Annotated in this window: 13 protein-coding genes; 9 read left to right on the top strand and 4 right to left on the bottom strand. The window is 75.2% G+C overall.

All coding sequences use genetic code 11. The features are described 5' to 3' along the window. Positions 1-1,194, top strand: a complete 1,194-nt coding sequence (locus tag OG295_RS35375; protein ID WP_371680743.1) for an MFS transporter — start codon at positions 1-3, stop codon at positions 1,192-1,194. A 33-nt stretch (positions 1,195-1,227) separates the two neighbouring features. Here OG295_RS35375 and OG295_RS35370 read toward each other — a convergent pair whose 3' ends face one another. The 3 genes from OG295_RS35370 to OG295_RS35360 all read right to left on the bottom strand — a co-directional run bounded on the left by OG295_RS35370 (position 1,228) and on the right by OG295_RS35360 (position 6,414). Continuing rightward, positions 1,228-2,292, bottom strand: a complete 1,065-nt coding sequence (locus OG295_RS35370; protein ID WP_371680742.1) for a sodium:calcium antiporter — start codon at positions 2,290-2,292, stop codon at positions 1,228-1,230. Positions 2,293-2,598: 306 nt separating this feature from the next. Then, positions 2,599-3,363, bottom strand: a complete 765-nt coding sequence (locus OG295_RS35365) for an alpha/beta fold hydrolase (RefSeq protein WP_371680741.1) — start codon at positions 3,361-3,363, stop codon at positions 2,599-2,601. A 108-nt stretch (positions 3,364-3,471) separates the two neighbouring features. Further along, positions 3,472-6,414 (bottom strand): AAA family ATPase, encoded by a 2,943-nt coding sequence (locus OG295_RS35360; RefSeq protein WP_371680739.1) that lies wholly within the window; start codon positions 6,412-6,414, stop codon positions 3,472-3,474. A 326-nt stretch (positions 6,415-6,740) separates the two neighbouring features. Between OG295_RS35360 and OG295_RS35355 the strand changes: the two genes are divergently transcribed. The 3 genes from OG295_RS35355 (at position 6,741) to OG295_RS35345 (ending at position 10,360) form a co-directional block, all read left to right on the top strand. After that, on the top strand, positions 6,741-7,403 hold the full coding sequence (locus OG295_RS35355; RefSeq protein ID WP_371680738.1) for a LuxR C-terminal-related transcriptional regulator: 663 nt from the start codon (positions 6,741-6,743) through the stop codon (positions 7,401-7,403). A 165-nt stretch (positions 7,404-7,568) separates the two neighbouring features. Continuing rightward, complete coding sequence (locus OG295_RS35350; protein WP_371680737.1) at positions 7,569-8,279, top strand: DUF4255 domain-containing protein; 711 nt, start codon at positions 7,569-7,571, stop codon at positions 8,277-8,279. Then, positions 8,276-10,360, top strand: a complete 2,085-nt coding sequence (locus tag OG295_RS35345) for an ATP-binding protein (protein ID WP_371680736.1) — start codon at positions 8,276-8,278, stop codon at positions 10,358-10,360. The genes OG295_RS35350 and OG295_RS35345 overlap by 4 nt, the downstream gene beginning before the upstream one ends. Positions 10,361-10,463: 103 nt before the next feature. On the opposite strand, the gene OG295_RS35340 is transcribed toward OG295_RS35345, so the two are convergent. Further along, the gene (locus OG295_RS35340; RefSeq protein ID WP_371680735.1) at positions 10,464-11,870 is read right to left on the bottom strand and encodes an RICIN domain-containing protein; all 1,407 of its coding nucleotides are present in this window, start codon (positions 11,868-11,870) and stop codon (positions 10,464-10,466) included. Between the two features lie 278 nt (positions 11,871-12,148). Between OG295_RS35340 and OG295_RS35335 the strand changes: the two genes are divergently transcribed. From OG295_RS35335 to OG295_RS35315, 5 genes are all read left to right on the top strand, one after another. Next, positions 12,149-13,753, top strand: coding sequence for a phage tail sheath subtilisin-like domain-containing protein (locus OG295_RS35335; protein ID WP_371680734.1), 1,605 nt, complete (start codon positions 12,149-12,151; stop codon positions 13,751-13,753). Between the two features lie 72 nt (positions 13,754-13,825). Continuing rightward, on the top strand, positions 13,826-14,269 hold the full coding sequence (locus OG295_RS35330) for a phage tail protein (RefSeq protein ID WP_266844631.1): 444 nt from the start codon (positions 13,826-13,828) through the stop codon (positions 14,267-14,269). Continuing rightward, the gene (locus OG295_RS35325) at positions 14,269-14,766 is read left to right on the top strand and encodes a hypothetical protein (protein WP_371680732.1); all 498 of its coding nucleotides are present in this window, start codon (positions 14,269-14,271) and stop codon (positions 14,764-14,766) included. Before OG295_RS35330 ends, OG295_RS35325 begins: the two co-directional genes overlap by 1 nt. Further along, a complete protein-coding gene (locus OG295_RS35320; RefSeq protein WP_187743631.1) occupies positions 14,763-14,921 on the top strand; it encodes a DUF6760 family protein in 159 nt (52 codons plus the stop codon). The genes OG295_RS35325 and OG295_RS35320 overlap by 4 nt, the downstream gene beginning before the upstream one ends. 3,028 nt (positions 14,922-17,949) lie before the next feature. Further along, on the top strand, positions 17,950-18,378 hold the full coding sequence (locus OG295_RS35315; RefSeq protein WP_371680731.1) for a hypothetical protein: 429 nt from the start codon (positions 17,950-17,952) through the stop codon (positions 18,376-18,378). Positions 18,379-18,416 lie beyond the last annotated feature (38 nt).

Below are 18,416 nucleotides of genomic sequence, written 5' to 3'. Positions count from 1 at the left end.
GTGACCGAAACACCCAAGGCCGCCGCCCCGCCGCTCGTGGTGCGCCCGCCCCTGCTGACACCTCCGTTGCTGCTGCGCTTCGTCTCCGTGCTGGGCGCCTCCGCCGGCTTCCACCTGCTGCTCTCGGTCGTCCCCACGTACGCGACCCCCGCGGGCGGGGGCGGGGCGGCGGGCCTGGCCACCGGGGCGCTGATGCTGGCGACGGTGGCGGGCGAGTTCGCGACGCCCGCCCTGGTCGACCGCTACGGCTACCGCGTCGTACTGGCCGTCGGCCTGGGCCTGCTGGGCGCGCCGGCCCTGGCGCTGCCCCTCTCCCGGAACCTGTGGTGGATCGTCGCGGTCTGCCTGCTGCGCGGACTGGGCTACGGGTTCACCCTCGTCGCGGGCGGTGCGCTGACGGCGTCGCTCATCCCGGCCGAACGGCGCGGCGAGGGCCTGGCCGTGGTCGGCATCGTCGGAGGGGTGCCCGCGCTGGTGGCGCTGCCGCTCGGGGTGTGGCTGGCCGCGCACGCGGGCTACGGGCCGGTCTTCGCGGTGGGCGCCGCGGCCACGCTCGTGGCGATCCCCTCGGTGGCCGGCCTGCCCGGCCGGGTCGGCGCGTCGGGGCGTGCCGTCGGCATCGCCGAAGGGCTGCGTTCGGTCGGACTGCGGCGCCCGGCCGTGGTCTTCGCGTTCGCGGCCATGGTCTCCGGGATCGTCGTCACCTTCCTGCCGCTCGCCGTGCACGGTGCGGCCACGGGCGCGGTCGCCGTCGCGCTGTTCGTCCAGCCCGCGACGGCCACGGCGGGCCGCTGGCTGGCCGGCAGGCTGGGCGACCGGCGCGGCTCCGCCGGCCTGGTGCTGCCCGGTCTGCTGCTGTCGGCCGTCGGCACGCTGCTGATGGTGCTGACCGCCGAGCCCGTCGCCGTGGTCGTCGCCGCGGGGGTGTTCGGCACTGGTTTCGGCGTCCTCCAGAACGCCACGATCACGGTGATGTACGCACGGGCCCCCACCGGCGGCTACGGCACCGTCAGCGCGTTGTGGAACATCGCCTACGACGTCGGCATGGGCGTCGGTGCCGTGGCCTTCGGATGGCTGGCGGCGGCGACCGGATATCCGTGGGCCTTCGCCCTGACCGGGGTCGCGATGCTGACCGCGGTCGTCCCCGCCGTCCGCGACCGGCGGGCGCGAACCACCACCGCGACCACGGTCTGAGCCGCGGCCCGCGCCTGCCGGTCTCCGCAGCGGTCAGCCGAGGACGGGGACGAGTCCGATGGCGAAGACCGCGTAGAACCCGGCGGCCACCGCCAGCCGGGCCGGAGTCAGCCGGTGCGCACGCATGGTCAGCAGCAGATAGGTGATCGCCGCGATGGTGATGATCCCGGACCACAGCAGGGGGCCGTCGAAGTGCCAGCTGGTGAAGATCAGGCCGATGCCGCTGGGAACGGTGGCCTGGATCATCATCGAGCCGGAGATGTTGGCGAGGGCCAGCTTGGTCTTGCCCTGACGGACCCATATCAGCGCGTTCATGATCTCGGGGAGCTCGGTGGCGATCGGCGAGAGCAGCAGGGCGGTGACCGTCGCCGACAAGCCCAGCATCGGACCGATGGCATCGAGCTGCTTCACGAAGAAGTGCGCGGCGATGAAGATCACGACAAGGGTGGCCAGAGTCTGGACGGCCACGGCCCAGGTGGCCGGAGAGGCCGCCTTGGGCTGGAGCTTCAGCGGCTCCAGTGCTTCGTCCTCATCGGTGTCGTCGTCGGCGCGGCTGCTACGGATCTCGCGCCAGAAGTAGACCGCGTACGCGGCGAAGAACAGCACGCCCAGGGCCGGCTTGAACGCGAAGGCGACCAGACCGAGGGCGACCTTCAGGAAGAAGATGGGCAGGAACCACTTCTGGTCCTTGGCCAGCCGTTCCATGTCCTTCGGGCTGCCGAGCGTCTCGTCGCCCGGCCCGTTACCCGGCCCGTTCTGCGGTGTGCCCGCCGGTACCGGAACCTCCAGGCGCTGCCTGCGGCGCTTGAGGAGCAACATCACGCCGGTCACCCCGTAGGCGATGGTGGCCAGGGCGAGCGGCCCGCCCATCGCGGCGCCGACGCCGGTCTGCTTCGCCTCGTCGGTGGCGCCGGTGGTCACCGCGACCAGCGTCACCACCGATTCGGGCAGAGCGGTACCGAAGGCGGCCAGGATGGTGCCGACCGCCATCTTTCCGACGTTGAGGCGCTCGCCCAGCCACTCCACGGCATTGACGAACCACTCACAGGAGAGGTAGATCGCCCCCGCACACACGATGAGCAGTACGAAATGGATCACAGGAACCGTCCGGATTTCCCGCACCGACGGGCATCGAGGACGACCAGCGCGGGGGGCGGCGGCAGCTTCGACCCCGCCGACGCGCATCTGATGTCGTCGACAATGGGCCGAAGGTCTCGCCCACCCGCATCCCCATCGGGCGCGGGCCCGGCCACCGGGAACCCGGAGGTTCCAGTGTGTCGACGACCGGTATTGCGGGGCTACTCCCCTTCGCAGTGGCCCAGTGTAGCCGCATGCGGTGACGGAGCCGCCCCCGGCCCCCCTCGCACCTGGTCCGACGACCGGTGAAGGCGGGTTCTCCGGGTCTCAGCAGGCCTCCGACAGAAAGGCTCCGACCTCGGCGGCGAACCGCTCCGGAGCGTCGTGGTGCACGACGTGACCGGCCGGCAGCTCGACGAGGCGGGTCCGCCGGCCGCGGCGGGCGACCATGTCCCGGGCGTGATCCGCCGTCAACTCGTCGCTCTCCGTTCCATGGACCAGCAGGGTGGGGCAGGACACCGCCGTCCAGTCGTCCCAGTGATCACCGTTGAGCGCCTTCTGGGAGGCGACGGTGTCGTCGATCCCGAAGGAGAAGCCCCAGCCCCGGTCGCCCTGCCTGAACGAGCACTCCAGATAGGGCGCCGCCGCGCCGAGGGCGGAGACCAGCGCCACGCGGGACGGTGCGGTGGGGGGAAGGCGCGTGGTGAACGACCAGTCGCAGTGGACTGCCGCGCCTATGTCCTCCACGATCAGCCCACTGACCCTGTCCGGGTGCCGGGCGGCGAACTGGTAGGCGTTCACCCCGCCCAGGGAGTGCCCCAGCACCGGCACCGGCCCGGCCCCCAGGTGCCGGTGGAGGGCGACGACATCGGATACGTAGTCGTCCCTCCCGTAGGCGGGGGCGCGGTCGGATTCTCCGTGTCCGCGCTGGTCGAGCGCGATCACCCGCCACCGTGGCGCCAACGCCTCCGCGAGCGGGGCGAACGCCGACGCCTCGTTGTAGTGCCCGTGCAGGGCCAGCAGCGGTCTCCCCGGACCACCGAAGTCCAGGTACGACAGCTTCCGCCCGTCCGCCGTGAAGTACTCGCGCATGACGTGGATCATAGGAGCCGGCACCGACAGCCCCCCGCCCGGCATTGGCCCGTGAACGGCCCGTCCGCCCGACGCGGACCCCCTCACCCGGAAGAGCCCGGCCCGGTGTCAGATCGGGTCCGGGATGGCCGCGGCCGGGGAGCGGGGGCCGTCCAGGGTGGCGGGGAGTTCCGCCCTGCGGCGTATGCCCAGTTTTCGGTAGCTGCTCGTCAGGTGCGTCTCCACGGTGCGGCGGGCCAGGTGCAGCAGGTCGGCGATCTCGGTGTTCGTCCGCCCCGCCGCGGCCAGTTCCGCGATGCGGCGCTCGCTGGCGGTCAGGGCCCCCGAGCCGGTCCGGGCCGCGGCCGGGACCCGGGCGCCGCCCTCGCGCAGGGCCTGCTCGGCCAGGGCGAGCAGCCTCAGGCCGCCCTTGCGTTCCGCCAGGTCCGCCGCCTCGCGCAGCCGGTCCCGGGCGCGTGCGCGTTCGCCGGCGGCGAGCAGCTGACGGCCGTGGGCGAGGAGGGCCTCGACCAGTTCCATGCCGGCGTCGGCGGGCGCGTCCCTGAGGGTGTCGACCGCCTCCTCGGCGAGGTGCAGTCCGCGGCGGCCGCCGGTCGCGCTGCCGAGGACGCGCAGTGCGCGACCCACCGTGCGCGGGGTGTTCCACACCCGGGCCAGCCGCAGTTCCTCGGTGGCCAGCGCGAGGGCCTCCTGGCCGCCGCCGAGTGCGAGGCGGCACTGGGCGACCGCCGTCCGCCAGGGGGTGACGACCGGGCTGAGCACCTCCCGGGCCGTCTGGCGGCGGCCGCACTCCAGGAAGTCGTGGAGCGCGCCCGCCGGGTCTCCGGCGGCGAGGCGCTGCACTCCCCGCGCGTAGAGGAAACGGTTCAGCTGCCATGATTCCGGGGCCCGGCTCAGGTCGAAGGCGTCGGCGAGCCGTCCGGCCTCCTCGGAGCGCCCCGCGTGTACCAGTGCCATCAGTACGTGGGCGTCCCGGTTGGAGGGTCCGCTCTGGGCGCGCGCCGCGACGGCCGCTCCGTCGCCGCGCACGGAGATCAGCCGGGCGACGTCGCCGCGGGCCGCGGCGATGTCGGCACGGGTGTTGAGCAGCGCGTCCTCCATGGGGTGGAGCAGGGCCGGGTGCCGGCAGCCGGCCAGACCGCGGTCCACGAGCCGCTCGGCCTCGTCGAGTTCGTCGGCCCACTCGGCGACCGCCGCCGCCGTTCCCAGCAGGAACGGCTCGGCCAGCGGGTCGGAGGGCTTGGCGAGCAGGGCCCGTACGCGGATCATGGCCTCGCCCGCCGAGATCAGGCCGGCCGTGGCCTCGTACCGCACCAGCAGGGCCCGGCTGGCGGTGCCGACGAGTTCCGGCGCGTGCCGGCCGCTCTCGGAAAGCCTGCGGTAGGTCTCCTGACGGGTGGCGAGGTCGGCGTCGGACAGCAGGGCGGTGGCGGTCCGCACGGTGCGGGTGAGTCCCGGATGTCCGTCCAGGCTGCCCTCCGTGCGCCGCAGCACCTCCAGCGCGGTGGTGACCTCGCCGCGGCCGACCAGGGCGGTGCCGAGGGCGACGGCCGCGCGCACCCGGTCGCGGGGGGCGGCGTGCAGGTGCTGTGCCTCCGCCAGGCGTGCGATGCCCACCGCGCCGTCGGCCGAGGCGTACTCCAGCGAGCCCAGCTCGGTCAGCAGTTGCTGGCGCCGGCCGTCGGAGAGCGGTTCGTCCAGGGCGCGGCGCAGATAGCGGGCGGCGGCGCCGGGGCGGGCGTCGTGCACCGCGACCGTCGCCGCGTCGCGCAGCACGCGCAGGGCCCAGGGCAGGCCGACGCCCGGCGCGCGCAGCAGATGGGCGGCGACCGCCTCGACGCGTTCGCCGCGCCGCAGGATCGCCTCCGCGGCCACCAGGTGCGCCGCCCCGCGCCGGGCCGTCGGCCAGCCGGTCAGCACGGCGTCCCGCAGGAGCCGGTGGGCGAAGCGGGGCCGGCCGGCGGAGTCCGGGCGCAGGAGTCCGATGCGGGTCATCGCGGTGAGCCAGCCCGTGACCCGTGCGGGATCCGCACCGGCCGCCTCGGCCAGCGTCCCGGCCACGTCCGGACCCACCGGGTCGGCCGTGCCGCCCCCGGTCCACTGTTGCGGTGCCTCCCGGGTGCCCTGCGCCCCTGCTGTCTCCGACGTCTCTTCTGCCTCTTGTGTCTCTTGTGCCTCTTGTACCTCTTGTGTCCCTTCCGACTCCTGCGGCCAGGCCTCCTCCAGTGCCGCGAGGCACCGGGCCACATCGGCCGTCGCCGCACCCGCGCTGTTCAGCCACCACGAGACCGCCGCCGGATAGCTCCCGGGGTACAGCGCGGCGCAGGTGTCCGGCAGCGGCGGAGCCGCGTCCGCCGCCACGGGGCCGGCCGGCCGCGGACCGCCGAGGTCGTCGAGCAGGGCGTGCAGGAGCATCGGGTTGCCCGTCCCCGCCCGTACGCACTCCGCCGTCCATTCGGGTCCGGCCGCCGGGAACGCGGCGCGGACGAGCTCCGCGGCGGCCGTGTCACCGAGCGGGGCGATGGTGTGGGTGCGGACGAGGGAGGGGGGCAGGGATTGGGCGAGCCCCGCGCCCCGTGGGTCGATGTCGTACTGGCTGCGTTCGCTCGCCACGAGCAGCACCGGTAATCGGTCGATGCGGCGCACCGCCTCCCGCAGCCAGCGGAGTGACGGGGCGTCGGCCAGGTGGACGTCGTCGACCGCCAGCAGCAGCGGACCCTCGGCCGCGTACGCGTACAGCAGCCGCCACAGCCGGGCGGCGCTCCCCCGGTCGTCGGGGTCGGGTACGAGGTCGGTGAAGTCCGGCACGGGTGCCAGGAGTTGCAGAACCGTGGCGAACGGCACACCACTGTCCTCCGGCGAGCACCGGGTCCGCAGCACCCGCAGGCCGCGCCCCGCGGCGTCACGTACGGCGTCCTCCAGCACGGAGGTCCGGCCGGTGCCGGTGGCTCCCTGGAGCAGCACCAGGCCGCCGGACCCGGCGCGGGCCCGCTCCGTCTCGGCCGCGAGCAGCTCCCGGGCACCGTCGCGTTCGCGGAGCGGTCCTGTCATCGGTGCCTCCCGTGGTGAATGGTGTGCTTCCCGCCGGTGGAGACGCCGGAATCCGTGTCGCGGTCCTGTGAAGTGGCGTACCTCACTGTCGGCCCCGGACCCCTGCCCCGATGCCGATGGGACCCGTCGTGAACTGCGCGAACGCGCGCGGAGGCGGACCCGCCTCGTGGTGTTCGCCGCGACGGTCTCGTGGTGCGGCTCGTGGTGCTCCACGATTGCGGTCCCGGCGGTGCCCGCAGAAGGGTTGAAGGTGCTCATCCGCTACCGGCCCGCCTCGCGCGTCGGCCGCTGAACAGGGGAAACGCTTGCTCAACTCACCCCCGACCGTGACCACGTCCTCTCCGGGCACGGGCCCGAACGCCGGTTCCGTGGACCGGCGCGTCCCCGTGGCGGTGTGCGCCGCGGACCCGATCAGCCACGAGGGCGCGGTCGGCCAGTTGCGCAGACACCCGGAGATCGAGCTGCGCGAGGAGTCCGGTCCGGGCACGGTGGCCCTGCTCGTGGAGGACGCGCTCGACGAGGCGGCGCTGACCCGGCTGCGCCGGATCGTGCGCAGCGAGGGGGCGCGCGCCGTGCTCGTGGTGACCTCCATGCGGGAGAACGAGCTGCTGGACGTGGTGGAGTGCGGTGTCGGCACGATCGTCTGGCGCCACGAGGCCACCGCCGAGCGGCTGGTGCAGGCGGTGCTGGCGGCGTCCCGCGGTGACGGCGATCTGCCCGCCGATCTGCTCGGCCGGCTCATCCAGCAGGTGGGCACGCTGCACCGGGGTGCGGCGGGCCGGACCGGGCCGCCGACCCTCGGGCTCACCCCGCGTGAGGTGGACGTCCTGCGTCTGATCTCCGAGGGCCTCGACACCGGTGAGATCGCGGGCAAGCTCTCCTACTCCGAACGGACCGTCAAGAACGTCATGCACGGGCTCACCACGCGGCTCCACCTGCGCAATCGCGCGCACGCCGTGGCTTTTGCCCTGAGGGAAGGCTACATCTGACCGTCCGGGCAGCCGGAGGCGGCCTGGCGTGTCCGCCGGGGCAGCGCGGACTGCCCGGCGGCCGTCCCCCGTGCCCCTGCGGCCCGGGCGGGCTCCCGGGGGACGATCGGCGGCGGACGACGTGCCGGGCGGAATCGGCCGTGCGGGCAGAGCGGGAGCGCAGGCGTGATCCACGAGGTGGACGAGGTACTCAAGGGCCTGCTGGGCGGCGGGGCGTTGACGGGGTCGGGAATCGAGGTGTCCTTCGAGGCACCGACCCGTGACTGGGCGGCCCGGCGCAACGCCCCTGTGGTCAACACGTATCTGTACGACATCCGGGAGGACGTGGCCCGGCGTCAGCGCGGCCACGTCGCGGTGCGCGACGAGCGCGACGTGGTCGTGCGGCGGAGCCAGCCGCCGCGCTGGTTCCGGCTGTCGTACCTGGTGACGGCGTGGACGAAGACCCCGCAGGACGAGCACCGGCTGCTCTCCGCCGTGCTCGCGACGCTGCTGCCCCGTGAGGTGCTGCCCCCGGAGGAACTTCCGGGCTCCCTGCGCGCGCTGGGCCTCTCCGTGCCGCTGACGGTGGCCGGCATCCAGACGGAGTCGCGGTCGCTCGCCGAGATCTGGTCCGCTCTGGGCGGCGAGCTGAAGCCCTCTCTCGACCTGGTGGTGACCGCGCCCTTCCCGGCCTTCCCGGAGTACGACGCGGGGCCGCCGGTCACCGAGGGCGCGACCGTCCGGGTGGGCGGTGTGGACGGCGACCCGGCGGCGTCCGGGGGGCGTTCGCACCGTCCCCACCAGGTGGCGGCCGCCCGGGCGGCACGGGCCGCCCGCAAGAACGCCGCCTCCCGCCAGGAGACGCAGGCCGGATCCGGCGGCCCGGAGGAGCGATGAGCGCCCCGTACGCCGTCTCGGCAGCTGATCCGCTGACGGCCGGCGCCGAGGCACCGCCCGGCGGCGCCGACGGCCCCGCCCGCGCGTTGCTCGCCCGCCTCGACGGGCTGCGCGGGCGGGTCTCGGCGCTGGCCGAACGGCGGGCGGCCGGCGATCCCACCGCCGACGACCCCCTGCGCGGCCTCTACCTTTCCGAGGAGGCGGTGCGCCATCTCCTCGGCACCTGGCCCACGTCGACGGGCGGCGGGACCGAATCCCGGCCTGCCGGCCCCGGCTCCGGCACCGGTCGGGCCGTCGACGAGGAGCCCGCTCCCGGCCCCGACGACCGGCTGGCCCGGCTGGCCGCACGTTCGGGACTGACTTCGCTCGACGTCGCCGTCCTGCTCGTCGCCCTCGCTCCCGACGTCGACCGGACCTTCGAACCGCTCTACGGCTACCTCAACGACGACGTGAGCAGGCGCCGGGCCACCGTCGGCCTCGCCCTCGACCTGTGCGGGGTGCCCGCGCAGTCCGCCGCGGCCCGGGCCCGGCTGCACGTCCGCGCGCCCCTCGCCGCCCTCGGCCTGCTGGAGGTCGACGAGCCCGAACGCCCCTTCCTGACGCGTTCGCTGCGCGTGCCCGACCGGCTGGTCGGGCACCTCCTCGGCGACGACACCCCGGACGCCGCGCTGCTCGCGCTGCTGCGCCCGATGCCGGAACCCCTGCCGTCCGACACGGCCGCCGATCAGTTCACCCACCGGCTCGCGGATTTGCTGGCGTCCGGCCCCGCCATCGTCTACCTGCGGGAACAGCGCGAGGGTGACGGCCTGGCCGTGTACGCCGAGGCCCTGCGCGCCGCGGGCCTGGACGGGATGTGCTGCGACCTGCGCGACGAGCACGTCGCCGGGTTGCTGCGCGAGGCCCGTCTGAGCGGCCGGGCCGTCGTCGTGCCGGCCCTGCCCGAGCGGCCCGGCCCGCTGGTGCGGGCGCTCGCCGCCGCGCCGGACGTGACCGTGCTGCTGGCCGACCCCCGCCCGTACGACCCGTACTGGTGTCCCGAGGACCCGCTGGTCCTGGACGCGCCGGGCCGCCGGGACGGCGGGACGGCCGCCTGGCGGGCCGTGCTGGGCGCGGAGGCCGACGGCTTCGACCTGGCCACGACGGTCGCCCCGTACCGCCTGGGCGGGGACCGCGTGCGGCGGGCGGCGCGGGCCGCGCGGGCGCTGGCCGCCTTCGACGGCGGTCCGGTCACCGCCGCCCATGTGCGGCGCGCGGCGCGCCGGCAGTCGGCCTCGGGGCTGGAGAGCCATACCCGGCGCATCCGGCCGGCCGTGGGCTGGGGGGACCTGGTCCTGCCCGAAGGGCCCCTGGGGCAGCTGCGCGAACTGGCCCTGCGGGCCCGCCACCGCGACCGGGTGCTCGGCGACTGGCGGCTCAGCGCAGGCGGCGGGCGCGGCCGGGGCGTCCTCGGCCTGTTCGCCGGGGAGTCCGGTACCGGAAAGACGCTGTCGGCGGAGGTCGTCGCGGCCGACCTCGGTCTCGACCTGTACGTGGTCCAGCTGTCGTCGGTCGTGGACAAGTACGTCGGCGAGACCGAGAAGAACCTGGAGCGGATCTTCACGGAGGCGGACCGCACCGACGCGGTCCTGCTCTTCGACGAGGCCGACGCCGTCTTCGGCAAGCGCTCCGAGGTCAAGGACGCCCACGACCGCTACGCCAACATGGAGAGCTCCTACCTGCTCCAGCGGCTGGAGTCGTTCGACGGCATCGCGCTGCTCACCACCAACCTCCGCGCGAACATCGACGCGGCGTTCACCCGGCGGCTGGACCTGGTGGTCGACTTCCCGTTCCCGGACGCCGGACAGCGCCTCGCGCTGTGGCGGCACGGGCTGGCACACGTACCGTCCGCCGACGGCATCGACGCGGCCCCACTGGCCCGTGACTTCGAGCTGGCGGGCGGTTCCATCCGCGGCGCGGTGGTCACGGCCGCCTATCTCGCCGCCGGGCGCGGCGGCGAGGTGACCGCCGACGACCTGCTGGAGGGCGCTCGGCGGGAGTACCGCAAGGCGGGGCGGCTGGTGCCGGGCGAGGGCGGCTGGTGATCCGGCGGCCGGGACCGGCGGCCGGGACCGGCGGCCGGGACGGGCGGCCCCGGCCCTACGGGGCGTCCGGCGGGGCGGTCACCGGTCCCGGCCGCCGCGTGCCTCAGTCGTTCTTGGGGTGGACGATCTTCCACTCCTGGTTGCCGGTGTTGCTGCAGTCGGAGATGTTCAGCCGGTCCCCGACGATCGCCCCGCCGTTCACGTTCAGGCACCTGCCGTTGCTGGCGTAGTTGCGGATCCAGTAGTCGCCGTTGTCCTGCGGGTCGATCCACCACAGCTGGTTGTCGGCGGTGGTGCCGTCGCAGTGGAACTCGCCGATGCCGGTGCCCACGGGCCGGCCGCCGTACTCGCCGAGGTCCATGCAGAACTGGTCCTTGACGTTGCGGATCTGGAAGAGCGGCGTGCCGCCGGGGCCGAGCTTCGGGTACTTCACCTCAAGGTTCCACAGCTGGTTGTCCGAGGCGGTGCCGGCGCAGCCGGCCTGCTGGACGGCCATGTTGACCTGGCCCTTGTCGTTGCCCGGCAGATCGGCGCACATGCGGGTGGCGGAGTTGCGCAGCAGGACCTTCTCGGCGGGCACGACGGGCGGCGGTCCCTCGGGCTCCGGGGACTGCCCGCCCCCACCCCCGCCACCGCCGTCGTCCTCGGGCTTCTCGCTCTGCTGCGGTTCGGGTTCGGCGCCGGGCGACGGCGGCGGGGGTGGCGCGGAGAGGGGCGGGGTGGTGGGCAGAATGGCGCCGGCCTGCTCGGGGACCTCGGTGGCCTCGGTGCGGACCTGCGGCTTGTAGGAGATCCAGATCATCACGAACGCGATGCCCAGGGCGAGGAGGAGCCCGAAGAAGGTGGCCAGCCAGCGCGGGAGGAAGCCGCGCTGGACGTAGGTCCCCTCGACCTCCAGCGGCTCGGTGCCGGAGCGGCGCACCGTGAGGGTGTAGGGCCGTTCTTCCTTGGAGCCGAACCAGATGATCTGCCGGGGGCGCAGGGTCGTGTCGACGAACGCGGCCCGTCCGGGGTCGATCTGGACGTTCCCGGGGCGGAGTTCGTACGCGAGGTGGTCCCCGTTGTCGCCGCCCGTGACCGACGCCGTCACCTTGGTGTTGCCGAGGTTGTCCACCGCCAGTCTCGGGCGTCCGCGCAGGCGGCCCTTGACGGTCGGCGGCACGAGTTCCGCGCGCACCTCGGCGAACGGGGTGATCGTCAGGTTCCCCTCCGGAACCGTCACGGCCTCGGGGTGCTCGGTCGGCGTGATCCGCACCGCGTACGGGTTGGGCCCGGCCGTGGCGTCGGGGGTCCGGGGCGGCGCGAACGTCAGCTCGACCGTCCCCGTGGTGCCCGGGTACAACCGCAGGGTCGTCGGCTCCACCGTCGTCCAGGGCGCCACGTCGCCGACGGGCTCGAAGCGGTATTCGTCCACCACGTCGCCGTTGTTGCGCACGCGCAGACGCACCCGCGTACTGCTCCCGGGGTCGACGGTGACGGAGGAGGGTTCCAGGGAAGTCCAAAGGCTCACCCCGGCACGCTAGTTCCGCCGGGGCTCGCGGACAGGAGCCCCCGGGGCAGGGTGCGTTGCCCCGGGATCCCGCCGGTTGCCCGGACGCGCGGGCCGTGCGGCCCGTGGCAGCCGGGACGGTCCCCGCCGCCCCCGCCGCCGGGTGCCCGGGATCTGCCCCTCCAGGCAGCGGAGGGGGCAAGGAGAGTGCCCCCGTCCGGGTACCGGGGGACGTTTCGACGGGCGCCGCGCGCGCTCAAGGTGGGGGTGTCCTGTCTCGAATCCGAGGAGAGCAGAGCATGCCGTCCTATCTGTCGCCCGGCGTCTACGTCGAGGAGGTGGCGAGCGGTTCCCGCCCGATCGAGGGGGTCGGCACATCGGTGGCCGCCTTCGTCGGTCTGGCGCCGACCGGCCCGCTGAACGAGCCGACGCTGGTGACCAACTGGACCCAGTACGTCGCGGCCTTCGGCGACTTCACCGACGGCTACTACCTCGCGCACTCCGTCTACGGGTTCTTCAACAACGGTGGCTCGGCGGCGTACGTCGTGCGCGTCGGCGGCTCCGCCGGGGACGCGGCGGGCCGGGGGGAGGCCGCCGGACCCGCCGCGGTCACCGGCGGCTCCGCACCGGCCGCGCTGCCCCCCGCCGAGCCCCGCCCGCTCGGTACCTTCGCCGTGGCGGCCATCGCGGAGGGCCTCGGCGGCCCGCTGTCCGTCGAGGTCTCCGACGCCGAGGGCGAGGGACCCGCCGAGCGCTTCAAGCTGGTCGTCAAGGACGGCGACAAGCCGGTCGAGTCCTTCGACGTGACCGCGAAGAAGGGCAGCCGTTCCTACGTCGTCACGCAGGTCAAGGAGCGTTCCAAGCTCATCGCCGTGACCGAGGCCGCGCCGTCCGCGCAGCTGGCCCGTCCGGAGAACCAGACCGTGACGCTGCCCGCGCCGGCGCCCGCGCCCGTCGAGCCGGCCGCACCGGCCGGCCGTACCGCGGGCTCCCACCCCGGCCCGGCGCAGTACCTCGGCGACTCCGCCGACCGTACGGGTTTCGGCGGCCTGGAGGCCGTCGACGAGATCTCCATGGTCGCCGTGCCCGACCTGATGGCCGCCTACCAGCGCGGCGCGATCGACCTGGAGGCCGTCAAGGCGGTCCAGCTCGGTCTGATCGCGCACTGCGAGCTGATGGGCGACCGGGTCGCGATCATCGATCCGCCTCCGGGCATGAACGCCCGTGACATCCGGGTCTGGCGCCAGGAGACGGCCAACTACGACTCCAAGTACGCGGCCCTCTACTACCCCTGGATCAAGTCCTTCGATCCGGCGACCGGGCAGTCGCGCCTGGTCCCGCCAAGCGGCCACGTCGCCGGCATCTGGGCCCGCAACGACTCCGAGCGCGGTGTGCACAAGGCCCCTGCCAACGAGGTCGTCCGTGGGGCCGTGGACCTCGAACTGCAGATCACCCGCGGCGAGCAGGACCTGCTCAACCCGATCGGGGTGAACTGCATCCGGGCCTTCCCCGGCCGTGGCATCCGCATCTGGGGCGCCCGCACCCTCTCCTCCGACCCGGCGTGGCGCTACCTGAACATCCGCCGGTACTTCAACTATCTGGAGGAGTCGATCCTGATCGGCACCCAGTGGGTGGTGTTCGAACCGAACGACCACAACCTCTGGGCACGCATCCGCCGCAACGTCTCCGCGTTCCTGGTCAACGAGTGGCGCGGCGGAGCCCTGTTCGGGCAGAGCCCGGAGCAGGCGTACTACGTCAAGTGCGACGAGGAGACGAACCCGGCGGAGTCGGTCGACCTCGGCCGGGTCATCTGCGAGATCGGCATCGCGCCGGTCAAGCCCGCCGAGTTCGTGATCTTCCGGCTGGCGCAGTTCTCCAGCGGCAACGGGGAGCTGGAGGAGTAACCGGGCGCCGCGGAGCCCTCCTCCGCGCCCGTCACCTCTCCGTGCCCCCCTCTTCAGAAGGACAGCGAACACATGAGCCTCCAGCCGGGTGACGCCCTCACGTCACACAACTTCGGCCTCCAGATCGACGGAGTGATGGTCGAGTACCTCGCCGAGGTCAGCGGTCTCACCCTCGAACAGGACGTCATCACCTACCAGCAGAACAGCGCGCAGGGCCGGCCCGAGGTGGCGCTGCTGCCGGGGGTGCAGAAGAACGGCCAGTGCACGGTCGTGCGCGGCATGACCCAGTCGACGTCGTTCACACAGTGGATCAACGACTCGATCCGCGGCCAGATGAGTACGGCCCGCAAGAACGCCTCCATCATCATGATGGACTACCAGGACAACCCGGTGAAGCGCTACAACCTGCGCAACGCCTGGTGCAGCAAGATCGAGACGAGCACGGTGAAGGCCGGTGAGGCGGCGGCGCTGACCGAGACCGTCACCATCGTGTTCGAAGAACTGGTCATCGAATAATGCGGCGTTCGGTCGGGACCGCGCCGCGGACCGCGGCGGCGGAGGCGGGGCTCCCCCACTCCGCTCCCGCCGCCGCACCGGACCACGCCCCCGCCGGCCCTCCGGCCGACCCGGTGCCACGGCAGTCGCTGCGCACCGAGTTCCCCTTCGAGCTGCCGCGCGGGTACGTCGACGACGCGGGCACGGTGCACCGTGACGGTGTCATGCGGCTGTCCACGGCGCGCGACGAGCTGGTCCCGCTGCGGGACGTGCGCGTGCAGGAGAACCCGGCGTACCTCTCGGTGGTACTGCTGGGCCGGGTCATCACCCGGCTGGGCACCCTCCCGATGGTGCACGACGGGATCGTGGAGAACATGTTCGCCTCCGACCTGGCGTTCCTCCAGGACTTCTACCGCCAGATCAACGCGGAGGGCCACACTCGGGCGGCCGTGCAGTGCCCGCACTGCGCGGAGCCCTTCGAGGTGGAACTCGGCGGGAGCCGCCTGGGGGAATCGTGACGTACGCGACCGACCGGCTGCACGAGGAGATCGCGTACGTCGCCTACCACTTCCACTGGGGCCTGGACGCGATCCTCGACCTGGAGCACCAGGACCGGCGCCGGTACACCGAGCAGATCGCGTCCCTCGTGACGCGCGGCGCGACGGAGGGCTGAGCGGGTGGCATTCCTGGACCGGCTGCGGGGGCGACGCGCCGACGACGGCGGAACGGCGTCCGGCGGCTCCCCGGCTCGCGGCGCCCGCGGCACGGGGACCACGGAGATCACCGAGACCGCCGGGACCGCCTCGCGTACGGCTCCCGCGGCCGCCGCGGCCCCGGTGGCCGTCGCCGCCTGGGTCGGTCTGCCTCCGCTGCGGCGGACGGCGGCCGACGGACCGGCGGGCGTGGCGGACACCGCATTCGGCGGGCGACTGCCGACCTGGCAGAACCCGTCGTTCACCCGGGGGTCCTCCCCCGCGGTCCTGGACCCGTCGGCGGGCGGCAGCCTGCTCTCGGGAGCGCCGGCCGAGTCCGCCGGCCCGGTCCCGGGACTCGAACGGCCGGCCCCGGCACTGCCGTCGGGCCGTCCGGCCGGCGCACCCGCCGTGCAACGCATGCCGGTGGCGCCGCTCCGGGTGGTCCCCGCACGGACGCCGTCCCCCACGGCGACCGGAACCCCCTCGGTCCGCGCGGGAGCCCTGACCGCCAGGTCCGTGCCGACGGCGTCCGTGGCCCCGTCGCCTGCGGTGCCGCGCTCGCACGGCGACCGGCCGGCCCCGGCGCGGACGGGGACTCGGGCGCCCGGCCAGACGTCGGCGGCGGCGCGGGAGCAGGCCCCGGCACCGGCCCCGGCGCGGACGGCGTCGGCGTCGGCGTCTGCGTCTGCGTCTGCGTCTGCGTCGGCGTTGGCGTCGGCGTCGGCGTCGGCGTCGGCGTCGGCGTCGGCGTCGGCGAACCGTGGCGTCCGGGTGACGCCCGTGCCTCCGGCTCCGCCCCGCACACGGCAGCCCCTGACCAAGGCGCCGGCCACGCCCGCGGCCGACCGGCGAGCCCTGCCCGCGACGCGCCGGACCACCCCTCCGGTGCCGACGGCGACGGCGACGGCGACCGGCCTCACGTCCCCGTCGGCCGATGGCCGCCCGGGTGGCGCCGGCCCGTCCGCCGCCTCCCCGGGCTCCCTGCCCCCTGTGCAGCGGGCTGCCACTGACCGCCCTGACGGGGCAGCCGCCTCCGGGGACGCTCCGTCCCCGGCCACGCCCGCTGCCCCGTCGTCGTCCTCCGCCGCCGACTCCGCCGTTCCGGCCCCGTCCCCTTCCCTGCCGGACCGGCCGGTGCAGGGCAGCCCGGTACGGAGCGCCCCGCCCCGCCCCTCTTCCGCGCAGGGCGCGGCTCCGGCCGCCAGGCGTACGGGGCTTGGCGCACCGGTGCAGCGAGAGGCGGTACGCCGCCCCGAGGGCTCGGCGCCCCGCACCGACGTACCCCGCGCGTCCGCGGTCCCGGGCGTGCGCGGCACGTCCGGCACGCCCGACGGGTCGGACACCCGAGGGTCGTCGGCATCCGAGGCCGTGTCCACCGCGCGGCCCACGACGCCACGGCGGGGCATGCCGCCCGCCGCGACGGCGCCACGTGCGGGCTCGCCCGAGGACGCGCCCACGCGAGCGTCCGCCGCCGCGCCCGCACCGCGGACGCCCCGGCGCGACGGACCGACCGGCCCCCGCGAGACAGGCACGAACCCGTCCGGCGCGGGAGAGGGGTCGCCCGCGCCCGATGCCTCCGCCCCCACGCGGAAGGCGGCACCGGCCTCCCCGGCACCGACGTCCACCGCGAGCGCGGCGGCACGGGCCTCCGGGAGCGGTGCGCCCGTGCAGCGAGCGGTGCCCCGGCCCGGAGCGACGCCGCCCGCACCGGCGGACGGCCGGCGCTCCTCCGCGCTGTCCGACGGCACGGCCACCGGGCCCTCCGTACAGGAGGCCGTCCGACCCCACACGCCCCCGCCCGGGCCCACGCCCACCCGCAGCGGTGCCCCGGCGGCATACGCCCCTGCCCCGCAGGCACGCCCCACCGTCCGCTCCGACCGGCCGACGGCCGTACCGGGCGACGCTCCACGGACCGCCGCGGCACCGGCACCCGCACCCGCACCCGCACCCGCACCAACATCGGCATCGGCATCGGCATCGGCATCGGCATCGGCATCGGCATCGGCATCGGCACAGACTCCGCACACCACGCCCCGGTCCGAAGCTCCCGCGCCGACGCCCGTTGCCGGCACCGCCCCCGTCCGGCGTGCCGCGGCCCCGGCCGCACCGGGAGCGGCATCACCTGCCGGACCCGTGCCCGCCGGTCCGCACGCCGACCGGCCCGCCGCCCCCTCCATCCCGCAGCGGGCGGCCCGCCGGGAACAGTCGCGGGCCGGCCAGAGCGCCGCTGCCGCGCCGGCCGCCCGTCCGGGCACGGCGACGCCCCCGGTGCAACGTTCCACGCCCCGCACGCCCGCGCCCGCCCGCGCGGCGGTGCCGATCGTCGGCCACGACCCCGCGGCCGTACCCCCGTCGGCCCCGGGCCGTACGGAGTCTCGGCACGGACCCGTTGCCCCCGGCCCCGCGCCGGAGGACCGGACCCCGACCACGGTCCCCCGCCCCCTTGACCCCGCCCCGCCCGGCTCCACGCCCGTGAACCCGGTGCAGCGCAGTGCCGCGCCTCGACGTGCGGGGCTCGGTGCGCCCCTGTCTCCCCCGGCGCACCCCGCTCCCCGGCCCGGGGCCGTGGTGCCGACGTCCCCGGTGCCCCGCCCCGCCCCGGGCCCGGCGACCGGCCGCACGTCCGACTCCCCGGGCCCCTCCGCTCCCGTGCCGGCGGCCACACGACGGTTCCTTCCGCTCGGCGCCCCGTCCACGGGTACGCCCGCCCCGACTGCGCCGGTCGCCGCGCCGGAGCAGCACGGTCCCCGTGCCGGTGCTTCCGCACCCCCGCCGGTCCAGCGGGCCTCGGCACCGGCCACGCCTGCCACACCCGCCACACCGGCCACACCCTCCGCGGCCCTCCCCCCGACGCCGCCCGCACTGGCCGCTCCCCGTAGGGCCGAGGCACTCCCCGTCCAACGGGCCTTCCCCGTCCGGGGCGTTCCCCTGCGCCGGCGCGCCGCGCCCGGCGCGGGCGCCGTGGCGCGCGGCCCGCTCCCCGTGGCGCCGCTGAGTCCGCCGCCCGTGGCCGCACCTCCGGCGCTGCCCGCGGTCCCCGCGGCCGGGGCACGGTCCGGGGGGTCGACGCCGTCCGGGCCCACGGTCCAGCGCCTCCCCTCCTTCGGCTCCGGCTCCGGCTCCGGCCGGTCCCTCGGCGCGCTCGCGGCCGCCGCGTCGGCCACCGTGGCCTCGACGCTGGGGCACTTCCGGCCGTCGTCGCAGCAGGCGCCGCCGGCCGAACCGCCGCCACCGTACGAGCCTCCGGCGGCGCACGGAGCGTCCCCGCCCGAGTACACCGCCGTCCCCGTCGGCGCGTTCGATCCGCGCGAGCTGACCGAGTTCCAGCTGGACGAGCTGGTGCACCGGATCATCGACCGGGTCACCCGCCTCGTCCGCACCGAACTGCGCATGGACCGCGAGCGGATCGGCAGACTCCGCGATCCGCGCGCCTGACGGACCCACCGGGACCTCCCGGTCCCGCACCGACCGCC

The organism is Streptomyces sp. NBC_01276 (genome assembly GCF_041435355.1).
Lineage (GTDB): Bacteria > Actinomycetota > Actinomycetes > Streptomycetales > Streptomycetaceae > Streptomyces.
Note: the sequence above shows the minus strand (reverse complement) of the source record. Positions and strands in the feature narration are given on the sequence as shown.

Coding starts and splice junctions, on each gene's coding strand:
- OG295_RS35365 (WP_371680741.1), bottom strand. CDS start 3,363: ATGCGCGAGTACTTCACGGCGGACGGGCGGAAGCTGTCGTACCTGGAC.
- OG295_RS35360 (WP_371680739.1), bottom strand. CDS start 6,414: ATGACAGGACCGCTCCGCGAACGCGACGGTGCCCGGGAGCTGCTCGCG.
- OG295_RS35345 (WP_371680736.1), top strand. CDS start 8,276: ATGAGCGCCCCGTACGCCGTCTCGGCAGCTGATCCGCTGACGGCCGGC.
- OG295_RS35335 (WP_371680734.1), top strand. CDS start 12,149: ATGCCGTCCTATCTGTCGCCCGGCGTCTACGTCGAGGAGGTGGCGAGC.
- OG295_RS35330 (WP_266844631.1), top strand. CDS start 13,826: ATGAGCCTCCAGCCGGGTGACGCCCTCACGTCACACAACTTCGGCCTC.
- OG295_RS35325 (WP_371680732.1), top strand. CDS start 14,269: ATGCGGCGTTCGGTCGGGACCGCGCCGCGGACCGCGGCGGCGGAGGCG.